This is a genomic window from Nocardia sp. NBC_00403 (assembly GCF_036046055.1).
In the GTDB taxonomy this organism is placed as follows: Bacteria; Actinomycetota; Actinomycetes; order Mycobacteriales; family Mycobacteriaceae; genus Nocardia.
Genome location: NZ_CP107939.1, coordinates 8165176 through 8183281, shown reverse-complemented (window position 1 = coordinate 8183281; position 18106 = coordinate 8165176). Strand labels below are relative to the sequence as shown.

At 68.2% G+C, this 18106-nt stretch carries 17 protein-coding genes; 7 read left to right on the top strand and 10 right to left on the bottom strand.

Features of this window, described 5'->3' with window-relative positions:
• The first annotated feature begins 9 nt into the window (after window positions 1–9).
• Window positions 10–1188 carry an alanine racemase gene (locus tag OHQ90_RS36790; RefSeq protein ID WP_328405581.1) on the top strand — a complete coding sequence of 393 codons (1179 nt, stop codon included), beginning with the start codon at window positions 10–12 and terminating at the stop codon, window positions 1186–1188.
• A 305-nt stretch (window positions 1189–1493) separates the two neighbouring features.
• Here OHQ90_RS36790 and OHQ90_RS36785 read toward each other — a convergent pair whose 3' ends face one another.
• The gene (locus tag OHQ90_RS36785; RefSeq protein WP_328413368.1) at window positions 1494–4934 is read right to left on the bottom strand and encodes an AAA domain-containing protein; all 3441 of its coding nucleotides are present in this window, start codon (window positions 4932–4934) and stop codon (window positions 1494–1496) included.
• 141 nt (window positions 4935–5075) lie between these two features.
• Entirely contained in the window at window positions 5076–6869 is a 1794-nt protein-coding gene (locus OHQ90_RS36780; RefSeq protein ID WP_328405579.1) for a DEAD/DEAH box helicase, read from the bottom strand.
• A gap of 62 nt (window positions 6870–6931) precedes the next feature.
• Here OHQ90_RS36780 and OHQ90_RS36775 point away from each other — a divergent pair, with 62 nt between their 5' ends.
• The gene (locus OHQ90_RS36775; RefSeq protein WP_328405577.1) at window positions 6932–7786 is read left to right on the top strand and encodes a carbon-nitrogen hydrolase family protein; all 855 of its coding nucleotides are present in this window, start codon (window positions 6932–6934) and stop codon (window positions 7784–7786) included.
• Window positions 7787–7797: 11 nt separating this feature from the next.
• The gene (locus OHQ90_RS36770; protein ID WP_328405575.1) at window positions 7798–8421 is read left to right on the top strand and encodes a phosphoribosyltransferase; all 624 of its coding nucleotides are present in this window, start codon (window positions 7798–7800) and stop codon (window positions 8419–8421) included.
• Window positions 8422–8439: 18 nt separating this feature from the next.
• Here OHQ90_RS36770 and OHQ90_RS36765 read toward each other — a convergent pair whose 3' ends face one another.
• The 5 genes from OHQ90_RS36765 to OHQ90_RS36745 are packed head-to-tail and all read right to left on the bottom strand — an operon-like array spanning window position 8440 to window position 12187.
• Complete coding sequence (locus OHQ90_RS36765) at window positions 8440–8964, bottom strand: gamma carbonic anhydrase family protein (RefSeq protein ID WP_328405573.1); 525 nt, start codon at window positions 8962–8964, stop codon at window positions 8440–8442.
• 19 nt (window positions 8965–8983) lie between these two features.
• Complete coding sequence (locus OHQ90_RS36760) at window positions 8984–9754, bottom strand: ESX secretion-associated protein EspG (RefSeq protein ID WP_328405571.1); 771 nt, start codon at window positions 9752–9754, stop codon at window positions 8984–8986.
• Window positions 9751–11043, bottom strand: a complete 1293-nt coding sequence (locus OHQ90_RS36755; protein WP_328405570.1) for a PPE domain-containing protein — start codon at window positions 11041–11043, stop codon at window positions 9751–9753. The genes OHQ90_RS36760 and OHQ90_RS36755 overlap by 4 nt, the downstream gene beginning before the upstream one ends.
• Window positions 11036–11437: a hypothetical protein gene (locus tag OHQ90_RS36750; protein WP_328405569.1), complete on the bottom strand. Its 402-nt coding sequence runs from the start codon at window positions 11435–11437 to the stop codon at window positions 11036–11038. Before OHQ90_RS36750 ends, OHQ90_RS36755 begins: the two co-directional genes overlap by 8 nt.
• A 15-nt stretch (window positions 11438–11452) precedes the next feature.
• Complete coding sequence (locus tag OHQ90_RS36745; RefSeq protein ID WP_328405568.1) at window positions 11453–12187, bottom strand: alpha/beta hydrolase; 735 nt, start codon at window positions 12185–12187, stop codon at window positions 11453–11455.
• 108 nt (window positions 12188–12295) lie between these two features.
• On the opposite strand from OHQ90_RS36745, the gene OHQ90_RS36740 reads away from it, so the two are divergent.
• Window positions 12296–13201 carry an SMP-30/gluconolactonase/LRE family protein gene (locus OHQ90_RS36740; protein WP_328405566.1) on the top strand — a complete coding sequence of 302 codons (906 nt, stop codon included), beginning with the start codon at window positions 12296–12298 and terminating at the stop codon, window positions 13199–13201.
• Between the two features lie 31 nt (window positions 13202–13232).
• Here OHQ90_RS36740 and OHQ90_RS36735 read toward each other — a convergent pair whose 3' ends face one another.
• Window positions 13233–13721, bottom strand: a complete 489-nt coding sequence (locus tag OHQ90_RS36735) for a winged helix-turn-helix transcriptional regulator (protein ID WP_328405564.1) — start codon at window positions 13719–13721, stop codon at window positions 13233–13235.
• A gap of 52 nt (window positions 13722–13773) precedes the next feature.
• Between OHQ90_RS36735 and OHQ90_RS36730 the strand changes: the two genes are divergently transcribed.
• Both OHQ90_RS36730 and OHQ90_RS36725 read left to right on the top strand, forming a co-directional pair.
• Window positions 13774–15165, top strand: coding sequence for an MFS transporter (locus OHQ90_RS36730; protein WP_328405562.1), 1392 nt, complete (start codon window positions 13774–13776; stop codon window positions 15163–15165).
• Between the two features lie 70 nt (window positions 15166–15235).
• Window positions 15236–15382, top strand: a complete 147-nt coding sequence (locus OHQ90_RS36725) for a hypothetical protein (protein ID WP_328405560.1) — start codon at window positions 15236–15238, stop codon at window positions 15380–15382.
• Between the two features lie 121 nt (window positions 15383–15503).
• Here OHQ90_RS36725 and OHQ90_RS36720 read toward each other — a convergent pair whose 3' ends face one another.
• A complete protein-coding gene (locus OHQ90_RS36720) occupies window positions 15504–16562 on the bottom strand; it encodes an alpha/beta fold hydrolase (protein WP_328405558.1) in 1059 nt (352 codons plus the stop codon).
• A gap of 209 nt (window positions 16563–16771) precedes the next feature.
• Here OHQ90_RS36720 and OHQ90_RS36715 point away from each other — a divergent pair, with 209 nt between their 5' ends.
• Complete coding sequence (locus OHQ90_RS36715; protein WP_328405556.1) at window positions 16772–17062, top strand: hypothetical protein; 291 nt, start codon at window positions 16772–16774, stop codon at window positions 17060–17062.
• Here the strand turns inward: OHQ90_RS36715 and OHQ90_RS36710 are convergent.
• Window positions 17052–18014, bottom strand: a complete 963-nt coding sequence (locus OHQ90_RS36710) for a helix-turn-helix transcriptional regulator (protein WP_328405554.1) — start codon at window positions 18012–18014, stop codon at window positions 17052–17054. The genes OHQ90_RS36715 and OHQ90_RS36710 overlap by 11 nt on opposite strands.
• Between the last annotated feature and the right edge of the window lie 92 nt (window positions 18015–18106).

Below are 18106 nucleotides of genomic sequence, written 5' to 3'. Positions count from 1 at the left end.
GTTGTACCGGTGACCCCGACGTCGCCGATTGTCGCGCTGGATACCGCCACGGCCGAGCTCGACCCGCCGCTGGCCGCCCTCGACCTGGCCGCGCTGCGGGCCAATGCCGCCGACCTGGTGCGCCGCGCGCACGGTGTGCCGGTGCGCGTGGCCAGCAAGTCGGTGCGGTGCCGGGCCGTGCTGGAGCAGGTGCTCGGGCAAGGGCTGACCGCCGACGGCGGGTTTGCGGGCATCATGTCGTACTCGCTGGCCGAAGCCATCTGGCTGGTTCGCCGCGGGGCCCGGGACGTGCTGCTCGGCTATCCGGCCGTCGACCGCGCCGCGCTTGCCGAACTCGCCACCGACGACACCCTCCGGCAATCCATCACCCTGATGATCGATGACCTCGCGCAGCTGGAGTTGATCCGTGCGGTGGTCGGCAGCGAGCGTGTTCGCCCACGGATCTGTCTCGACGTGGACGCCTCGTTGCGGATCGGACCGCTGCACCTCGGCGTGCGCCGCTCGCCCATTCGCACTCCCGACCAGGCAGCGGAGCTCGCCCGGGTGGCGATGGGGCGCGGGTTCGAGGTGGTCGGCGTGATGACCTACGAAGCGCAGATCGCCGGGCTGCCCGACTCAAATATCGCTGTACGGCTGGTGAAGCAGGCCTCCGCGGCCGAAATAACCAAGCGCCGCAAGCAGGTTCTCGACGCGGTCCGTTCGGTGGTCGGCAAGCTGGAGATCGTCAACAGTGGCGGTTCGGGATCGATCGAGGTCAGTATTGTCGACCCCGATGTCACCGAGGTGACGGCGGGCTCCGGCCTGTACGTGCCGACGTTGTTCGACCACTACCGCTCGTTCACCCCCCGCCCCGCGCTGTACTTCGCCACCTCGGTGCTGCGCAAGCCGACCCCGTCCATCGCCACCGTCTTCGCGGGCGGCTACATCGCCTCTGGTCCGACGGGTCCGTCGCGGGTGCCGAAGCCGGTGTGGCCCAGTGGGTTGCGGCTGATCGGCACCGAGGGTGCGGGCGAGGTGCAGACGCCGCTGTCCGGGGCTGCTGAACTGCAGATCGGTGACCGGGTCTGGTTCCGCCACGCCAAGGCGGGCGAGCTGTGCGAGCGCATCGATCACATCCATCTGGTCGACAGCGACGGCACCAGGACGACGGTGCCGACTTACCGCGGTGAGGGCAACTGCTTCGGCTGAGGCCGACGGACGTTGCTCCCCCGGGATCGCTGACAGGATTGCCGACTTTCGGCAATTTCGAGGCCCTGAATTTCGCATTGAATACCAACCGGTCTGGCTGTAAATTCCTGTCGGGTGCTGGCCGGTGTTTATGGAATGATTTCATCCGATGAATTCGCTTCGGTAATACCCATACTCCGAATAGGTATTCGAGACGCCGGATCGATCCGAACTGTGCGGACGGCCACGGGATTACGACAAGACTCACATTGCGCAGCGTGCACTCGATGGCCGCGGTCGTGCGCCATGACCGCGTGTGCCGCGATTCAGCTCAGATGCAGGAAGCTCGCCAAGTCCGACAGATCGTCCGCGGCGGCGGGCAGATACTCGGTGAGCAGTGGCGAGCGGATGATGGTCGCCTTCCACATGGCACGGCAGAGTGCGGCCTGGATCAGGCTGCGTGACAACAGAAACCCCATGCCGTAGGGTGCGTCCGCCGGGCTCGATGTGGTCATCGAGAGCAGGACGACGGCGGCCTCCCTGCCACGGAAGCGGTCGGCCGTGCCGACCAGCACGTCCTCGATCTTGGCCCGCGCGAGCAGCGTCCGGATCAGACCCACCTGGGCGCTGTATGGCGCGACGACGAAGATGTCGTGCGGATGCAGCCGCCGGGTCATCGCGCCGGTCGTCCACGGCAGCCCGAGTAGGGCGCGCACCCGGCGGACCACCTCGCGCGCCTCGGCCACCGACTCGATGGAGTTGCCGGTGTGTTCGACGAGCACGGTGTCGACCCCCGGTGGCACGCCGTCGAGCTGTCGTGCAAGCGTGACCGTTTCGTTGGAGCGCAGCCTGCTGTCGTAGTACAGCCGGGAAATCGGTTCGCAGACCCGCGGGTGCATCCGCCAGGTCCGGTCCAGGAAGTAGCCGCGTTCGGCGGGCAGGGTGTTGCGTCCCTCGGTGAGCCAGCCGAGAACCGATTCGCCGACCGGCTCCGGGTGGGCGCTACGCGTTGTCGGCGGCGCCGGGTCGCCGAGCAGCAACAGGTTGCGCGCGCTGACCGCGACCGCGACGGTGTCGGCCAGCGGAAAGCTGCCCGCGTCGGCGATCACGAGCAGATCGAGACGCTCGTGGGACACCAGTTCGTCGTCGGCGAAATCCGCCGGGCTACCGCCGAGTACGCACCCGTTGACGGCGTTGTCCAGGAATCGCGGGTACCGGGCGCCGTCGATCACGGCCCACTCCGGCGCCACCGACTGCACGTCCTTCTTCGCGACAAGTTCGGGCAGCACCCCGATCTCGACGATCAGGTCGAGCATGTTCTCGACGGTCGAATGTGCGGGCGCGACAATGCCGATCCGCCACCTGTGCCGGGTGACGAGGCGTTCGATCGCGCGGGCGACGGTGGAGATCTTGCCGGTGCCCGACGGGCCCTGCACGGCGAGATAGGAGTTGTCGAGGTCGCGCACGGCGGTGGTGATCGCCGCGGCATGGTCGCCGTGCACATCGGGCAGGCCGCCGGCGCGATGCAAACGGGGCGGGCGGCGGGCCAGGATGTCGAATATCGCGCCGGACGGGACCTCGGGCAGCGCCATCAGCAGCTCTTGGGCGACGAATTCGACGGCGGTCTCGGTGGTTTCGTCCCAAACGGGTAGTCCGGGCGCGATGGCTGTCGGTAGCTCGTCGTAGGGCTCGCACCCCTCCGACAGCAACTCCTCCAGCCGCACAGTGTCGTCGAAGTCCGCGTCCACCGAACAGCCGAGAACCGTGGCGACGGCGGTCGCCCGCCGCCCGACGGCGGTGACCATGCCGGCGGCGACGGGCCGATCGTAGAAGGTGTACACCATGGTTCCCGGTGCCAGCACGGTGTGTGCCGCCACGGCGCCCGCCGTATGCGGTCCCGGCCCGGAAGTGCCCGCCGCACCGCTGCCTGCCGCGCTCGAACCCGACGCCGCGCCCCAGCCGATGCCGATGCGCCCGGTCAGCGTGAGGTAGCGGCGCATGGTTGCCCGGTGCGGGCTGCGATGCCATTTGGTGTCCACCGTGCCCCAGTCGGCGACGAGAACGCCTGGGGCATCGGCCCATTCGTCGACCGGGTGGCTGAGCCGATCGGCATGCGCCCACCACAACGGTTGGCGTTCGCGCCGGTGATAGCCGAGCGCCGCGGCCAGCAACGCGGCCGGATGGTGCGGCTCCTGGTGTGGCGCAGCGAATTCCGCGAGCGCCGCCTCGATCGAGGAGGGGCGCGAGGGCGGCGCGAGATCCGCCTCGTCGGGTTCGGTCACCAGGCACCACGAACTCGCGCGCTCGAGTGTCACCGCCTGCGGGTCGATCCGCTGTTCGGCAGCCCGGTCCACCAGCCAGTCCCGCAGTCGCAGTACGGTCAGACAATCACGTTCGGTGATCGAGGAATGCGCCTCGCCGGGTAGCAGCCGCCGGAGCCTGCTCAACCGGTAGGACCGTTCGCCGATGAGCAACGCGTTGCGCACAATCGGATACAGATCCACCAGCACGCCCGCGCGCAGCAGGTCGTCGACGACCTCCTCGCCGTTACCGTGCGCGCCGGTCCAGCGCAGCAGCGCGGACCTGACCCCGGACGAGTAGTGGTAGACGTGCATGTCCGGGTACATTCGCCTGCGCTGCGCCAGATAGCCGAGCACCTCGCCCAGCGCACGACGCTGTTCGATGACATCGTCGGCGGCTGCCATCCGGAAGGCCAGATGGACGGTGCCGGGTCCGCCCACCTCGACGCCGATCGGCTGCCCGCCAGGACCTTCGTCGATGGTCAGCGACAGGTCCCCCGGCGAGGGCGGCGGCAGCGCGCCGAGCGCGATCACGTCGACGAGGTGATGCGTCGGTTTCCCGGAATCCTCGCGGCGCAGCTGGATTTCGGCTTGTTTGCGCAGCCCGCCGAAGGTCCGTGGTGGCACGCCCGGCACGGTGGTCTCGGTGACGGCAAGCCTATCGATGGTGCTCACGCCCGCCTCCCGCAATCGCGCACGCGCGGTGCGCGGCATCCCGGCGACCAGGAGCAGGTCGCGCGCAGCCGCGAGCGCTGTGGTGCAGGTCGGGCAATGCCCACAGGCCAGGTAACGGGGATCGCCCCACTGCACCGGCAGCAGCTCGCTGAGCTTGTCGTCCAGGATGCGTTCGACTCGGCGGCGCCGCGCGAGGTACACCGGCACCAGATCGGAGAGTGTGTGGGTTGTGCTGTGTTCGCCGACGTACAGCCGGACCAGCGGTGCCGTCAGTGCGCCGGAGCCGTCCAAAGCTTCGGCGCACGCGGCTAGTTCGAGCGCGGCACCCACATGATCCGGCGGGCCCGCGGCGGTGCCGTGCACGGTGTAGCGGACCCGGTGACCCGCCCGCACCAGAAAATCGCAGGAGCAGGCGAACCGACCGTCGAAAAAGGTCGCACCGTGGATCACGTGCACACCGGCCCGCAGCGCGGCGACTGTCCCGGCGTGCGCTTCCCGCAATGCGTCGATGCGAGCCGACGATCCGTTGAGTTCGCGTCCCTCACCTTCGGGCCCGCGCGCACGACATTCGACTTCGACCATCGAGCTACCGAACCGGTCTCGGAAGTCCGCGAGCCTGCGTGCCTTGGAATCGTCGAACCCGCCGCGCGGCTGCGCAACCGGTTCCGGTGCGGTATCCGCGACGGGCACCAGATTGCCCAGTTCGGCATCGAGGGCGCGCAACAGCGCAAACTCACATTGCGCCGCGCGCACGAGATCGACGGCGGTGCAAACGACACGATCACCGAACACGAACAATCGCGGCCCTCCTGTGTCTTTGCGGGACACCGCCCCCGGGTCTTCGCGGGACTCCCGCTACCGACTAGCGCTGCAATACACGCTGGACGGCAACACTGTAGCTAGCGCGCCTGACCTCGATGAACCCTCCCCGGTTCAGGAGCGTGGCTGACGCCGCTCCGGGCGCTTGCCGCTCGCGCCTTCGCGGCGCGGTGCGCGGTTGAACGGCCGCTGTCCGGGCGGGCCGTAGTCCGGCGTCAGCTGGATGAGCTGACCGCTGATCCTGGTGCGGCGCAAGGCTTCCAGCGTTTCCGCAGGTAGGTTCGCAGGCAATTCGACCAGGCTGTGGTCGGGCCGGATGCTGATGTGCCCGAAGTCGCTGCGCCGCAGTCCGCCCTCGTTGGCGATCGCACCGACGATCGCACCGGGCACGACGCGATGCCGCTTGCCGACACTGATCCGGTAGGTCACCAATTCGGTGCCGGTCGCCCGCTGATGCGACGGCCCGCTACCGCGCGGCCCTTCGTCCTCGAAGCGACGCGGTGCGCGCTCGCGCGGTTCGCGGCGCGCGCGTTCGGGCTCCGGCGGTTCCGGCTGCATCAGGAAGTTGTCGCCGTCGCGGGACAGTGTGGCAAGCGCCGCCGCGATGTCGACGAGCGGAATGTCGTGCTCGCGTTCGTAATCCTCGATCAGCCTGCGGAACAGCTGCAGGTTCGACGAGGTCAGGCTCTCGGTGATGTCGTCACCGAACTTGGCGACGCGCTGGGCATTCACGTCGTCCACACTCGGCAGCTGCATCTCGGTCAGCGGATGCCGGGTGGCGCGCTCGATCGACTTGAGCAGGTGCCGTTCCCGTGGCGCGACGAAAAGCAGTGCCTCACCGCTGCGCCCGGCGCGCCCGGTGCGGCCGATGCGGTGCACGTAGGACTCGGTGTCGTGCGGAATGTCGTAGTTGACGACATGCGAGATGCGGTCCACATCCAGACCGCGCGCGGCGACGTCGGTGGCGACCAGGATGTCCAGCGCACCGGACTTCAGCTGTCCGATGGTGCGCTCACGCTGGTTCTGCGCGATGTCACCGTTGATGGCGGCCGCGGAGAAGCCACGGGCGCGCAGCTTTTCGGCGAGCTCCTCGGTGGCCTGCTTGGTGCGCACGAAGATGATCATCGCCTCGAACGACTCGACCTCGAGGACCCTGGTCAGCGCGTCCAGCTTGCGCTGGTGGGACACCTGCACCCAGCGCTGGGTGATGTTGGTCGCGGTCGAAGTCTTCGACTTCACCGTGATCTCGACCGGATCGTTCAGGTACTGCTTGGAGATCTTGCGGATCGCCGCGGGCATGGTCGCGGAGAACAACGCGACCTGCTTGGTCGACGGAGTGTCCTTGAGGATGCGCTCGACGTCCTCCTGGAAGCCCATCTTCAGCATCTCGTCGGCCTCGTCGAGCACCAGGTACTTCAGCTGCGACAGGTCGAGCGTGCCCTTCTCCAGGTGGTCGATCACCCGGCCCGGCGTGCCGACGACCACGTGTGCGCCGCGGCGCAGGCCCGAGAGCTGGACGCCGTAGGCCTGGCCGCCGTAGATCGGCAGTACGTGCAGCCCGGGAATGTGGGTGGCATAGCGGCCGAAGGCCTCGGCCACCTGGATCGCGAGCTCGCGGGTCGGGGCGAGCACCAGGGCCTGCGGAAGTTTGCCGGAGGTGTCGAGACCCATCAAGATCGGGATCGCGAACGCCGCGGTCTTACCGGTGCCGGTCTGGGCGAGGCCGACCACATCGGCGCCGGACAGCAGTGGCGGAATCGTCGCAGCCTGAATCGGCGACGGCGACTCGTAACCGACATCGGCGATGGCCGCGAGGACGCGGTCATCGATTCCGAGATCGGCGAAAGTCGGGCCGTCGTTGTCCCTGTCGTTGTCGCCAGGAACGCTGTCGACCTGATTGGTACTCATTGACCAGGAGTTTACTGCCTCCCGGTAGCCGTCCCGGCCACCGGCCCAATACCGTGAGATCTATGCAACCCGATAGTGCGTCCGTGCATCAGAGCCCGGCGACGTCTGCGCTGGATGTTGCGGTCGTTCAGTTTGCGCCGGGAACCGATCCCGCGGCGAACCTCACCGCGCTGCGCGAGCACGTCCGCGTGGCTCGGGAACGCGGCGCAAAAGTGGTGATCGCGCCCGAATACTCGATGTTTGCCGTGTCTCGCCTCGACGCGCGCGTTGTCGCCGTCGCCGAACCGTTGACCGGGCCGTTCGTCACCGGCCTCGGCTCGATCGCGCGCGAATTCGGTGTGCATCTGGTGGCCGGAACGGTGGAGCAAGTGGCGGCAGGCGCGGACCGGATCCGCAATACCCTCGTCGCCCTGGCACCCGATGCGAGCCTCGTCGCGAGGTATCGGAAGGTGCACCTCTACGACGCGTTCGGACACCTCGAATCCGACATCGTCGAACCGGGGGAGATCGAGACGCCCGCCACATTCGTGGTCGACGATGTGATGTTCGGCATGCAGACCTGTTTCGATCTACGGTTCCCCGAGGGCAGTCGTCGCGTCGCGGCGGCGGGCGCACAGGTGCTGGTGCTACCCGCACAGTGGATTCCCGGCCCGTCGAAGGTGGACCAGTGGACAACGCTGCTGCGCGCCCGCGCGATCGAGAACACCGTGTACGTCGCAGCTGCCGATCAGTCCGCGCCGCGCGGCGCAGGCGCGTCGATGATCATCGATCCGACCGGCAGCGTGCTCGCCGAACTCGGCGATGATCCGGGTGTGCTGAGCGCCGGCATCGACCTCGACTACCTGGCGACCGTGCGCACCACGAACCCGAGCCTGGCATTGCGTCGATTCACCATCGCCGAGCGGGTACCGGAGTAGCGTTCTGTTGGATGATCTACACCGATCGGGCGTCGGCCGGTCGTGCGCTGGGTGCTGAGTTGGCGCACCTGCGTGCGTCGGACCCGCTGGTGCTCGGGCTGCCCCGTGGCGGTGTTCCGGTGGCCGCCGCGGTGCGGGATGTGATCGGCGGCGATCTCGATATTCTGTTGGTTCGCAAGCTCGGTGTGCCGTGGCAGCCGGAGCTGGCGATGGGCGCCATCGGTGCGGGCGGCGTTCGGGTGCTCAACCAGGATGTCTTGGACCACACGGGGATCACGCCGCGGCAGCTCGCCGAGATCGAGGACTTCGAGCGCGTCGAACTCGAACGCCGCCGCATGGTGCTGCGCGGTGACGCCGAGCCGATCGCGATGGGCGGGCGCACGGTCGTGATCGTGGACGACGGCATGGCGACCGGAGCCACCGTCGTGGTCGCCTGCCGCATCGTGCGGCAAGAACAGCCCGAGCGGATCGTGGTTGCCGTGCCGGTGTCCTCGGCGGAGGCGCTGCATCGCGTCGATGCGGAGGCCGACGAGGTGATCTGTCCGCTGGTGCCGCGCGCACTCGGCGGGGTCGGCACCGCCTACCGTGACTTCCACCAGCTCGAAGACGAGGAAGTCACGGCACTGCTGTCCTGAGCGGCGTGCGTGCGCCGGTCAGACCTCGGTGATGCCCTTGCGGTGACGCTGGGCCAGGTCCGCGTAGAAGCCAGGGTTGAGCTTGACCCAACCCTCGGCCGGGGTGCCCGCGATCGGCTTCTTGACCTGGGCGGGTGCGCCTGCGGCAAGGACGCCCTCCGGAATCTTCGCGTGCGCGGGCACCAAGGAGTGTGCGGCGATCATCGTTCCCGCACCGATCTCGGCCATGTCGAGGACAGTGCTGCTGTTGCCGACAATGGCTTCCGCACCGACCGACGCGCCGTGGAACACCACGCTGTGTGCGATCGTCGCGCCGGGGCCGATCTCCATCGGTACGTCCGGCGGTACGTGCAGCACGGCGTTGTCCTGGACGTTGGCGCGTTCCCGGATGATGATCGGGGCCAAATCCGCGCGCAGTACCGCGCCGTACCAGATGGAGGCGCCTGCCTCGACCCGAACGTCACCGATCAGCGTCGCATTGGGCGCGATGAACGCGGTCGGATCGACTTGGGGGCGTTTGCCTTCGAATTCGTAGAGTGGCACGTGCCCACCGTAACGAAGCTCACCAGCGTTCGGCGTAGGTGATCCGGCGTTCGGCCGCGGTGACCATCGGGCTCAATTGTGCGGTGAACACTTCCGCGGTCACCGGCACGATGTCGACATCCGCGCCCGTGCGCACGGCGTATCGGCCGTCGCCGACCACATCGATCCAGCACAGCACGCCGAACGGACGCAGTTCGTCGTCGGCTCGGCGCAGCGAGACCACGATCTGGCCGATGCCGTCGCGAGGCCGGTTGAGCAGCCGTCGCATGCGCGATGGCGTCGATGGACCGGCGACCGGCACGGTCACCAGGTCGCGGCTGTCCTCTTTGACCCGCGTCTGTGGCGCGGTCATCCGCGAAATCGCGCCGGGGGTGTTCTCCGGCAGCATCGAAACCACCCTGGCGGACAGGTTTTTCGCAGCGCCGACGAACAGCCGGATGTCACCACCGCGGTCCGGTGTCGCGGCGGCGCGCTGCGCGGCGACGACCGCGATCTCACCGGTGGACACGCCGAGCACCCGGACGGGCCGGATCGTGGCGGCTTCGGAATTCGTATCGTCGCGCTGCCCGAATACTTCGACGCGCACCGTGGGTCGGGCCAGCAGCCGCAACGCCGCCTCCAGGTCGGCGTCGAGTGTGCGGTCACACCACCGGTTCAGTGCGGGCAGTTGCGACGCCCGCTCGGTGGTGTCGCGGGCCGAGAGTCGGACAGCGAGAGGATAGGGAATCCGATCGCCGTCGGTGCGCGCCCAGGCCAGCGCGAACTGGTCGGGCGTGAGCGTCCAGCTCACTCGTACTCGCTCCACTCGCCGAGCACCGGCGGTGTCGTCGGATCCATCGCACCGATCAATTCGCCTGCCTCGTCGGCAGGTTCGAGGAAGGTGAGCTCGTCGTCGACGAAGTGCAGATCGTCGTCGTCTTCGTAGTCGGATTGCGCGGCCCGCTGCGGCGAGCTCGAGGATTGTCTTGGAGTGTCGGCCGTGGCGAGCGCGCCGCCCATCATGCCGCCCATCGCGCCCGCGCCCATCCCGCTGACCGCATCGCTGTTGGAGTCCTTGCGGCGCTCCTCGCGCTTGCGTTCCTCGTCGGCGGCCGTGGCGTTGCCGCCGGAGCCGGGCACGGTCGACGGCGCCACAGTCGCGGCGGCGACAACCGGTGTGCCGGAAGCTGTTCGAGGAGCTCGGTCCGGGGTGATCGCCGCAGGCCCCGACGCTGGTTGCTCCGCTGCGGCGGCGACAACCCGTGGCGCGGCAGGTGTCGTGTCGAGGCCGCCGGTGGCAGCGGCGGTGCTACCGAGCGAACCGGCCGCAGGGGAAACCGCGGCGGGGGTCGTCTCGGAGGCTGCCGCCGGTGCGGTCTCTTCGGCCGCCATCGACTCCGGAGTCCCAGCCGGGGGAGCGGGCGTCGAGATCTGCTGTGCGGTAAGCCTTCCCATGGTGCTGTCGGCAGCAGACGCAGTCGTCGCCTGCTGCGGTGTCGATGTGCTGCCGGGCTCCTGGGGTGCGGCGCCTGTCGTGTCATCAGGGAAGGCCGGTATTCCGGATCCGCTGGGGATGAAGGCATTCGTATAGATGCTGTCCATCGCCTGCACCACATCTTGGCGCGAGTGCTCGGTGGCCTTCTGGGTGTCGGTATTGCTGGTGGCCTGTGCCGGATCGAGTAGTGCGGACGCGAGATCCGGTGTGGCACTGGAGGGTTCGACGACTGCGGCGCGCAGGGCCTCTGCGGCGTCGCCTGCCTGACCGAGCCGCTGCGCCACCGTCGACATCACATCGGCGAGCTGCTGCCCGGACTGCTCGAACTGGTGCACGGCATCGGCGGCCTGTTGCGCGGCGCTCCCGCGCCAGCCGTCGGCGATGGCGGCGCGAATTTCGTTGTGCGCCTGCTCGACCGCCTCGGCAAGCCCGGTCGCGGAACCCTGCCACGCCTGCTTGCCCGCGGACAGTGCCGCGGGGTCGAGCAGCTGGACGCCTGCGTGGATGTCCTGATGCGTCAGGTTGTCGAAGATTTCGACGTTCGGTGCGTAATCGGGATCGGCGCGGTGGGCTCCGTGCTCGGCGGTGCGCGGCAACTTACGCATGGGCGACCCCCGCCACTTCGGTCTGGTCGACCGCGACCGCGAGCCCGTCGTCGGCTTGCGTGTACGCCGCACCGGCCGCGCGGAAGGTGCGCGCGAGTTCCCTTGCGGCGTCGGCATAGTGCTGCAACCGGGTCACCGCGCCGTCGGCCTTGGTCTCGAAGCCGCGGCGCAGTGCGTCACCGGAGCCGAATCCGCCGAACCCGGGGAGTGAGGTCGCTGCGGCGAGCACCCGGATCTGCGCTTCGACCTGATCGGCGAGCTGTTCGTAGCGCAGGGCGCACCGTTCCGGCGCGCCTTCGGCGACCAACAGTCCGTCGATCCACAGTTCACCCTCATCGACCGCGGTGTCGAGGGCTGTCACTTTCGACTGCATCTCGCCGTCCCCCTTCCTCATCGTGCTGCGTTCAGCTCATCGGTGTCGTGCCAACCCCACGACGACACCCTGCACCCATTCCGCGATGTCGGCAGCGACCCGCGCATGCACCGGTTCGTGCAGCAGATCGTGCCCGGCGTCGGCGTACTCGCGTAAATCTACCGATTCGTGGCGTCGAGTCCAGACCCTCATCGCATCGATCGGTGCGCGTCGATCCTCGACACCGTGCACTGCCAGCACCGGAAGGGAACCGGGCAACGGCGATCCCGGCGCACCGGGTGCGCCGCCGCCGAGTGCCCGCTTCGGCACCCCGGACAACACCAGTCCGACCAGTGCGCTCGGCGGCAGGCTCGGAGTTCGCGGGTAATCCGCCTCCACCGCGTTCAGGTCGTCGGTTGCCGATGCCTGGTCGGGCACCGCCGCGCCCAGTGCGCCGAGCGCCGTGACGGCCCCGAGCGAGTGACCCATCAGGATCAGTGGCGTGCGGGGCAGCTCGGCCTGCACCAGCTCGATCAGCATGGTCGCGTCCGCCACCAGCTCGGCCAGGGTGCCCGGGTTGTTCGGGTCGCCTTCGCTCAGCCCGTAGCCCGAGGTGTCCAGCGCCCATGCCTCGATCCCGGCGGCGCGCGCCGTCCGCGCGAAGCGGTGATAGTGCCCGCTGTGCTGTCCGATACCGGGCAGTAATACGATCACACCGGCTCTGTCGCCGTCATTGTCGAACGGCCACCGCCGATAATGCATACGGCCACGAGCGCCGACGAAAAAGGGCATCCATAGATAGTGCCAAATTCTGTGCGAATCAGTCGACTTCATGGCCGAATCCGCGCGGTGTCTAGACTGCTGGACGATCAGTGTTCGTATCGAGAGCCGAGGTGCCGGGTGCGTAGAATTCATCGTTGCTGGCCGATCGCCGCACTGGTTGCCGTTGCCTGCGGTGGGGTCGCAACCCCGTCCACTGCCGCCGCCGAGCCGATCGCCGCGTGCGCCCCCGCGCAGGCCGCGACCGCGGTGCCCGCAGGTGTTCCGATCCTCGACTGGTCGGAGAACGTGGGCTATGACGCGCAGGGCAATCTGTGGGTATCGCGCCTCTACCGCAATGAAGTCCAGCGCTACAACAGCTCGGGTGCGCTGACCGGGCGGGTTCCCGTCGAGTATCCGGGTGCGGTGCGTCTTGGTCCCGACGGACTGCTCTACGTCGTCTACGGCGATTCACCCACCAGCGTGTTGCGACCGGGCGGTGTCGTCCGCTTCGACCCCACCGCTGCCGACCCGAAGCCCGAGACGTTCGTTTCCGGTTTCACCATGCCCAACGGCGCTGCCTTTGATCAGGCGGGCAATCTCTATGTGGCCGCGACGTCCGGTGTGATCCGCATCGGCAGGGACGGCGTGGTCGACACCGAGTGGACCGCGCGGGCCACCACGGCCACTGCCAACGGCATCGTCGTTCGTGATCGCTCGCTCTATCTGACGTCGAACGGCAATCCACTCGGTCGTGTGCTGCGCATGTCCATCGACGATCCGTCCGTCCGATCCGTCGTCGCCGACCTTTCCTCGACGCTGCCCGGCATTCCCGACTTCGCCGACGACCTGGTCGACCGGGACGGCATCCTGTACGTCACCACCATCTCCGGCCAACTGGTCCGTATCGACCCGGACACGAACGCCGCCTGCGCCGTGCTCACCGACCAACCGATGACCTCGGTCGCGGCCGTGCCCGGTCACCCCGACGAACTGCTTGCCGGTACCGAGGGCGGCGCGATCCTGCGCATTCGGCTCTGGCGCTAGCCGCACGACAGCACTCGCCGCAGCGGCAAGGTCAGCCGATCGGCGTCCACGGTGGCGCGGGGCTGCTCGCGCCGGGGCCGGGACGGACCTCGATGTGGTGTGGGTGTAGCTCGTCACCGCAGCACTCGCACACCACTTTGGCGTGCGTCACTTTGCCGCAGGTGCCGTGCACCAGTTCGGTGGGGGCGCCGTTGATCAGGCCCGTGTGCTTCTCGCCCCAGGCGAGGATGGCGGCGATGACCGGATAGAGCTCCATTCCGGCGTTGGTGAGGCGGTATTCGTGCAGGGCGCGATGTGGGCCGGAGGCGTACTCGCGGCGTTCCATGATGCCGAAGGCGACCAGGCGATTGAGCCGTTCGGTCAGGATGTTTCGTGCGATACCGGTTTTGCGCTGATAGTCCTCGAAGGTGCGGGCCCGGAAATAGGCTGCGCGCAGGATCGCGATCACCCAGCGCTCACCGAGGACGGCTCCGGAGCGTTCGATCGCGCAATTACTCGCCAGCAGATCGTCGTGTTTCATCACCCCCAGCCTAGCCGTTGCAAAATGCAACGACGACGCTTAGCGTCTACGCATGTTCCAAAGACGCGCGCTGGCGCTAGTGGCCATCTGCGGGAGCGCGTTCCTCGCCTTCCTCGACACCTCGATCGTCAACGTGAGCTTCCCCGACATAGCGGCCTCCTTCCCCGAGGCCAGCCGCGCGCAGTTGAGCTGGGTGCTGGACGCGTACTTCATCGCCATGGCCGCGTTGCTCGTTCCCGCGGGTGGGCTCGCCGACCGGCTCGGACACAAGCGTGTGCTGCTCTGGGGGATAGGCCTTTTTGTGATCACCTCGATCGCCTGTGCGTTGGCGCCGAACTGGCAGCTGCTCGTCGGCGCCCGCTCGCTGCAGGGCGTGGGTGCGGCCGTAATCGCGCCGGTCTCGTTGGCGTTGCTGTTACCCGAGTTCCCCTCGGAGCGACGAGCCGCGGCCGTCGGGATCTGGGGCGCGGCGGCGGCGCTCGCCGCGGGGGCCGGACCGCCGCTGGGTGGTCTGCTCATCGAGATCGCGGACTGGCGCTGGATCTTCCTGATCAACATTCCGGTCGGGCTGCTGATCCTGGCCGCGGGGCGATCCGCGCTTCGCGAAAGCAAGGACGACAACGCGACCGGCCTGCCCGACCTGCTCGGCGCGGTGCTGTCCGCGGCCGGACTCGGCCTGCTCGCGCTGGCGATCATCCAGGGCGACAGCTGGGGTTGGGGCAGCCGCGACACGGTGGCCTGCTTCGTCGCCGCGGCGGTTCTGATCGGCTGGCTGGTGCGCCGGTGCCTGGTTCACCCGCAACCGGTGGTCGACCCGGCGCTGATGCGGATCCAGAGCTTCGCGGTCGGAAACGTCGGCACCTTGTTGTTCGCACTCGCCTTCTTCTCGATGATCCTCGGCAACATCCTTTTCCTTACCGGAGTATGGCAATACAGCATTCTGAAGGCGGGTTTGGCCGTACTGCCCGGCCCATTGCTGACCACCGTCGTCGCCATCCCCGCGGGCCGCATCGCGGACCGTTTCGGCCACCGAGCGGTGATCGTCCCCGGCACCATTGTCTATGCCATCGGCCTACTCGTCCTCCGCGGCAGCGGCGCCGAGCCCGACTTCCTCGGCACCTGGCTCCCCGGCCAGTCGCTGGTCGGCATCGGTATCGGGCTGGCTTTCCCGGCCCTCGGCGCCGCCTCGGTAGCCAATGTCCCGGCCGACCGCTACGGCTCCGCCAGCGCGGTCGGCGCCGCCTTCCGTCAGTTCGGCGCAGTGCTCGGCACGGCCATTCTGATCGCCATCATCGGCTCGCCGACCACCTTGCAGGCCGCGCTGAACGCCTCGCACCGAGCCTTCCTGCTCGGCATCTCCGCCGCTCTCGCCGCGGGCGTCGTCGCGTTGGCGCTGCGCCCGACGCGGGTTCGGGAGTCTGCTCCGGTGCCGGTGTCGTCATGACCACAAGCGCCGAATACGCTTCCGCCGCAGGGCATCAGTGCTGCGGCTATCCGAGACACCCTGGACCGCCGTGCACTCGCTCGCGCCGTCCGGTCGGCGTAGATTCGTGCTGGAACCGCAGGTGGCGGTGGCCAAGGCAATAGCGGCGGAACGATTCGGCGCCCTGCCGATTTCGCAATGGCGCCGCTTCGAGCATCGCGCGCTGGCAGCCGAATGATCAGGCGGCCATAGCGTTTCGTATCCGACAACGGGTCGCAACCGGCCTCGGTTGTCGAACGCTAATGGCCCGGTAGGACAGCCTGTCCGCGTAGTGGCAGATCACCAGGTCACCCCGGCTGCTACCGAGTGAATCGGGCGATGTCTTCAGCAACGCGCTCTGGTGCTTCGAAGGGGAACGCGTGACCGAGCCCGGGGTAGATCAGCAATTCCGAACCGTTGATGTAGTGATGTAGCACGGTGGAGTTGGCAGCGGGTTCTTGTTCGTCGTTTTCGGCGCCCAGGATGAGGGTGGGCAGCTGCAGGGTGGGCAGGCTGCTGACGACGTTGGTGGTGGGGTTGATGAGCCAGTCGGTCATTGCGGCGCGTTGACGGTTGAGGCCGGTCAGGTTCATCCCGACCCTGTTGGGCCGCAGAGCTGTTCGTTGACGCCACGCACCTAGAGCGTCGGGGTGGCCGCTGAAGTACAGCGGAATGACCTGGTCGGCAGGCACAAGCGGGTCGAACGCCGGCCCACCCCGGACCAGACTGGGCAGATCGGGCAGCACCTGCTGTGATCCGCCGGGGCCGGTACCCATCAGGACCAGGGCGCCAACGGCATCGGGGTGGTCCACGGCCACACGTTGCGCGACGAATCCTCCGAGGGAGTAGCCCACGACGGTGGGGCGGTTCAGGTGGAGAGCTCGGATCAGGCCGGCAACCTGATCGGAGAGTTGTGGGACGGTCAAGATGGCCGAGGAGCTGGCCGGGGTCCGTCCCACGCCGTCGGAGTCGAAGATGACGACGTGGTTGGTCGTGGCCAGGCGGTCGAGCAGTGCCGGGTCCCAGTCGTCCATGCTGAATCCGAGGCACGGGGTCAATAGCAGGGTTGGTCCGTGTCCGAAGCTGCGGTAGGCGATCGGCAGCCCCGCGACGGTGACGACATGGGTGGGTGCTGTCAACGACGGTGACCGACCGACGTCGTCAGCTGTTGTCGATGCGATGTCGGTGGCGGGGACGGGCTGACCGGCCGTGGTGTCGGCGTCAGCGGCGCTGGGTGCGATCGACAGCATGCTGGTGGCCAGTGCCGCCATGACGGCCAGGGCGGGCGTCCGACGTCGTGAGCCGGACCACCGACGGCCGGGCAACGGCCCTCTCACGGGCGTCGCTGGGGTTGGTTGCGGCAGGCGGAGAGCGGACATGTGGGCTCCTTGTGGTTGTGGGATGGACCGGGATCGAGGACTGTGGTGCGCTGGGTGCAGCTGGATCATTGGTATGCCAACCGGGTTTGGTGATCGGCGTCGTCGGCCGTGTCGTCCTGATCCAATGCCTTTTGGCTTGAATCGGACCGCCCCATAAGAGCGTCCCCGCCCGGGAAAGGATTCGGACCAAGCAGAAGTCCCACCCGGGATTGCCGACCTATCGCGCCTGTTGCGACCGATCCGCGACGAAATCCGCACACCCGTCCGCCGACCTGGTCGCCGAGAGTGTGGACGCCGGCTACCGGGAACTCGCCGCCCGGCTCGGCGACGACACCCCCGCCTCGGTGGATGAGCACGGCGAGTTGCACGTCGCGATCACACAATTGCGCGAGCAGAATCCTCACATGGCCACGGAGCGACGAGGCCGACCATCGGCGCGAGACCAGCAGCTGGTGTCGGATGACGACGACCGCGTAGCCGGGTCCACGATCACGCGGTGATGGCTGTGGTGATGCGAGTGCGGATAGTGCGCAGGTGTGCGACCAATGCGGGTGGCTCGTGCACCTGGAAGTCGACGCCGAGTCCGATCAGGCGGTATGCCAACCACTCCGGCGAGTCGTCGCGGGTGGCCTCGAGCCGGCAGCAGTCGCGATCGATGGCGGCCAGGTCGCCCGGGGTATCGCCCAGTCGGCCTGCGACCTTTCCGACCGGCGCGTGGATTGTCACACTGACGCGGTAAGTGGGTGTGCCCCAATCGGTTCGGCGCCCGGCCACATATGCGGCGGGATCGGCGGCGGGAAGTTCGCGCGGGGCGTAGCGCGCGCCGGTGGCCTGGGGGCGTTCGATCCGGTCGAGGCGGAAGACGCGCCAATCGTCCCGTTCCATGTCGTGAGCGACGAGGTACCAGCGTCGGCGGGCGGCGACGAGCCCGGCCGGTTCCACATGGCGACGGGTTTCGGAGCCGGTGCCGCTGCGGTACGCGAAGCGCACTCGCTCCCTGTTGGTTACGGCCGAGGCCAGTGTCGTCAGCACGTCCGGGTCGACCGAGGGGCCGTCATCGTTCGGCAGTGTCAGCGCGGCGCCGAGGACCCGAACTCGCCTGCGCAATTTCGCGGGGAGCACCTGCTCCACCTTGGCCAGCGCGCGCACCGACGCCTCCTCGATGCCCGCGACGGCGTATCCGGCGGCGGCGCGCAGTCCGACCGTGATGGCGACCGCTTCGTCGTCGTCCACCAGCAGCGGCGGCATTGCGGTGCCTGCGACCAGCCGGTAGCCGCCGAGCGCGCCCATCGTCGCTTCGACCGGGTAGCCGAGGTCGCGCAACCGTTCGATATCGCGGCGCACGGTGCGATCGGTGACGTCGAGGCGGTCGGCCAATTCGCTGCCCGGCCATTCGCGAGGAGTCTGCAGCAGCGAGAGCAGCCGCAGCAGGCGAGCGGGGGTGTCGTTCATGATTTCAGGATTCCAGATAACTAGGACATACATGGTCCTATATGGGTCCTACCGTTGATCACGAACCGAACGACCGACCCACAAGGAGCCAT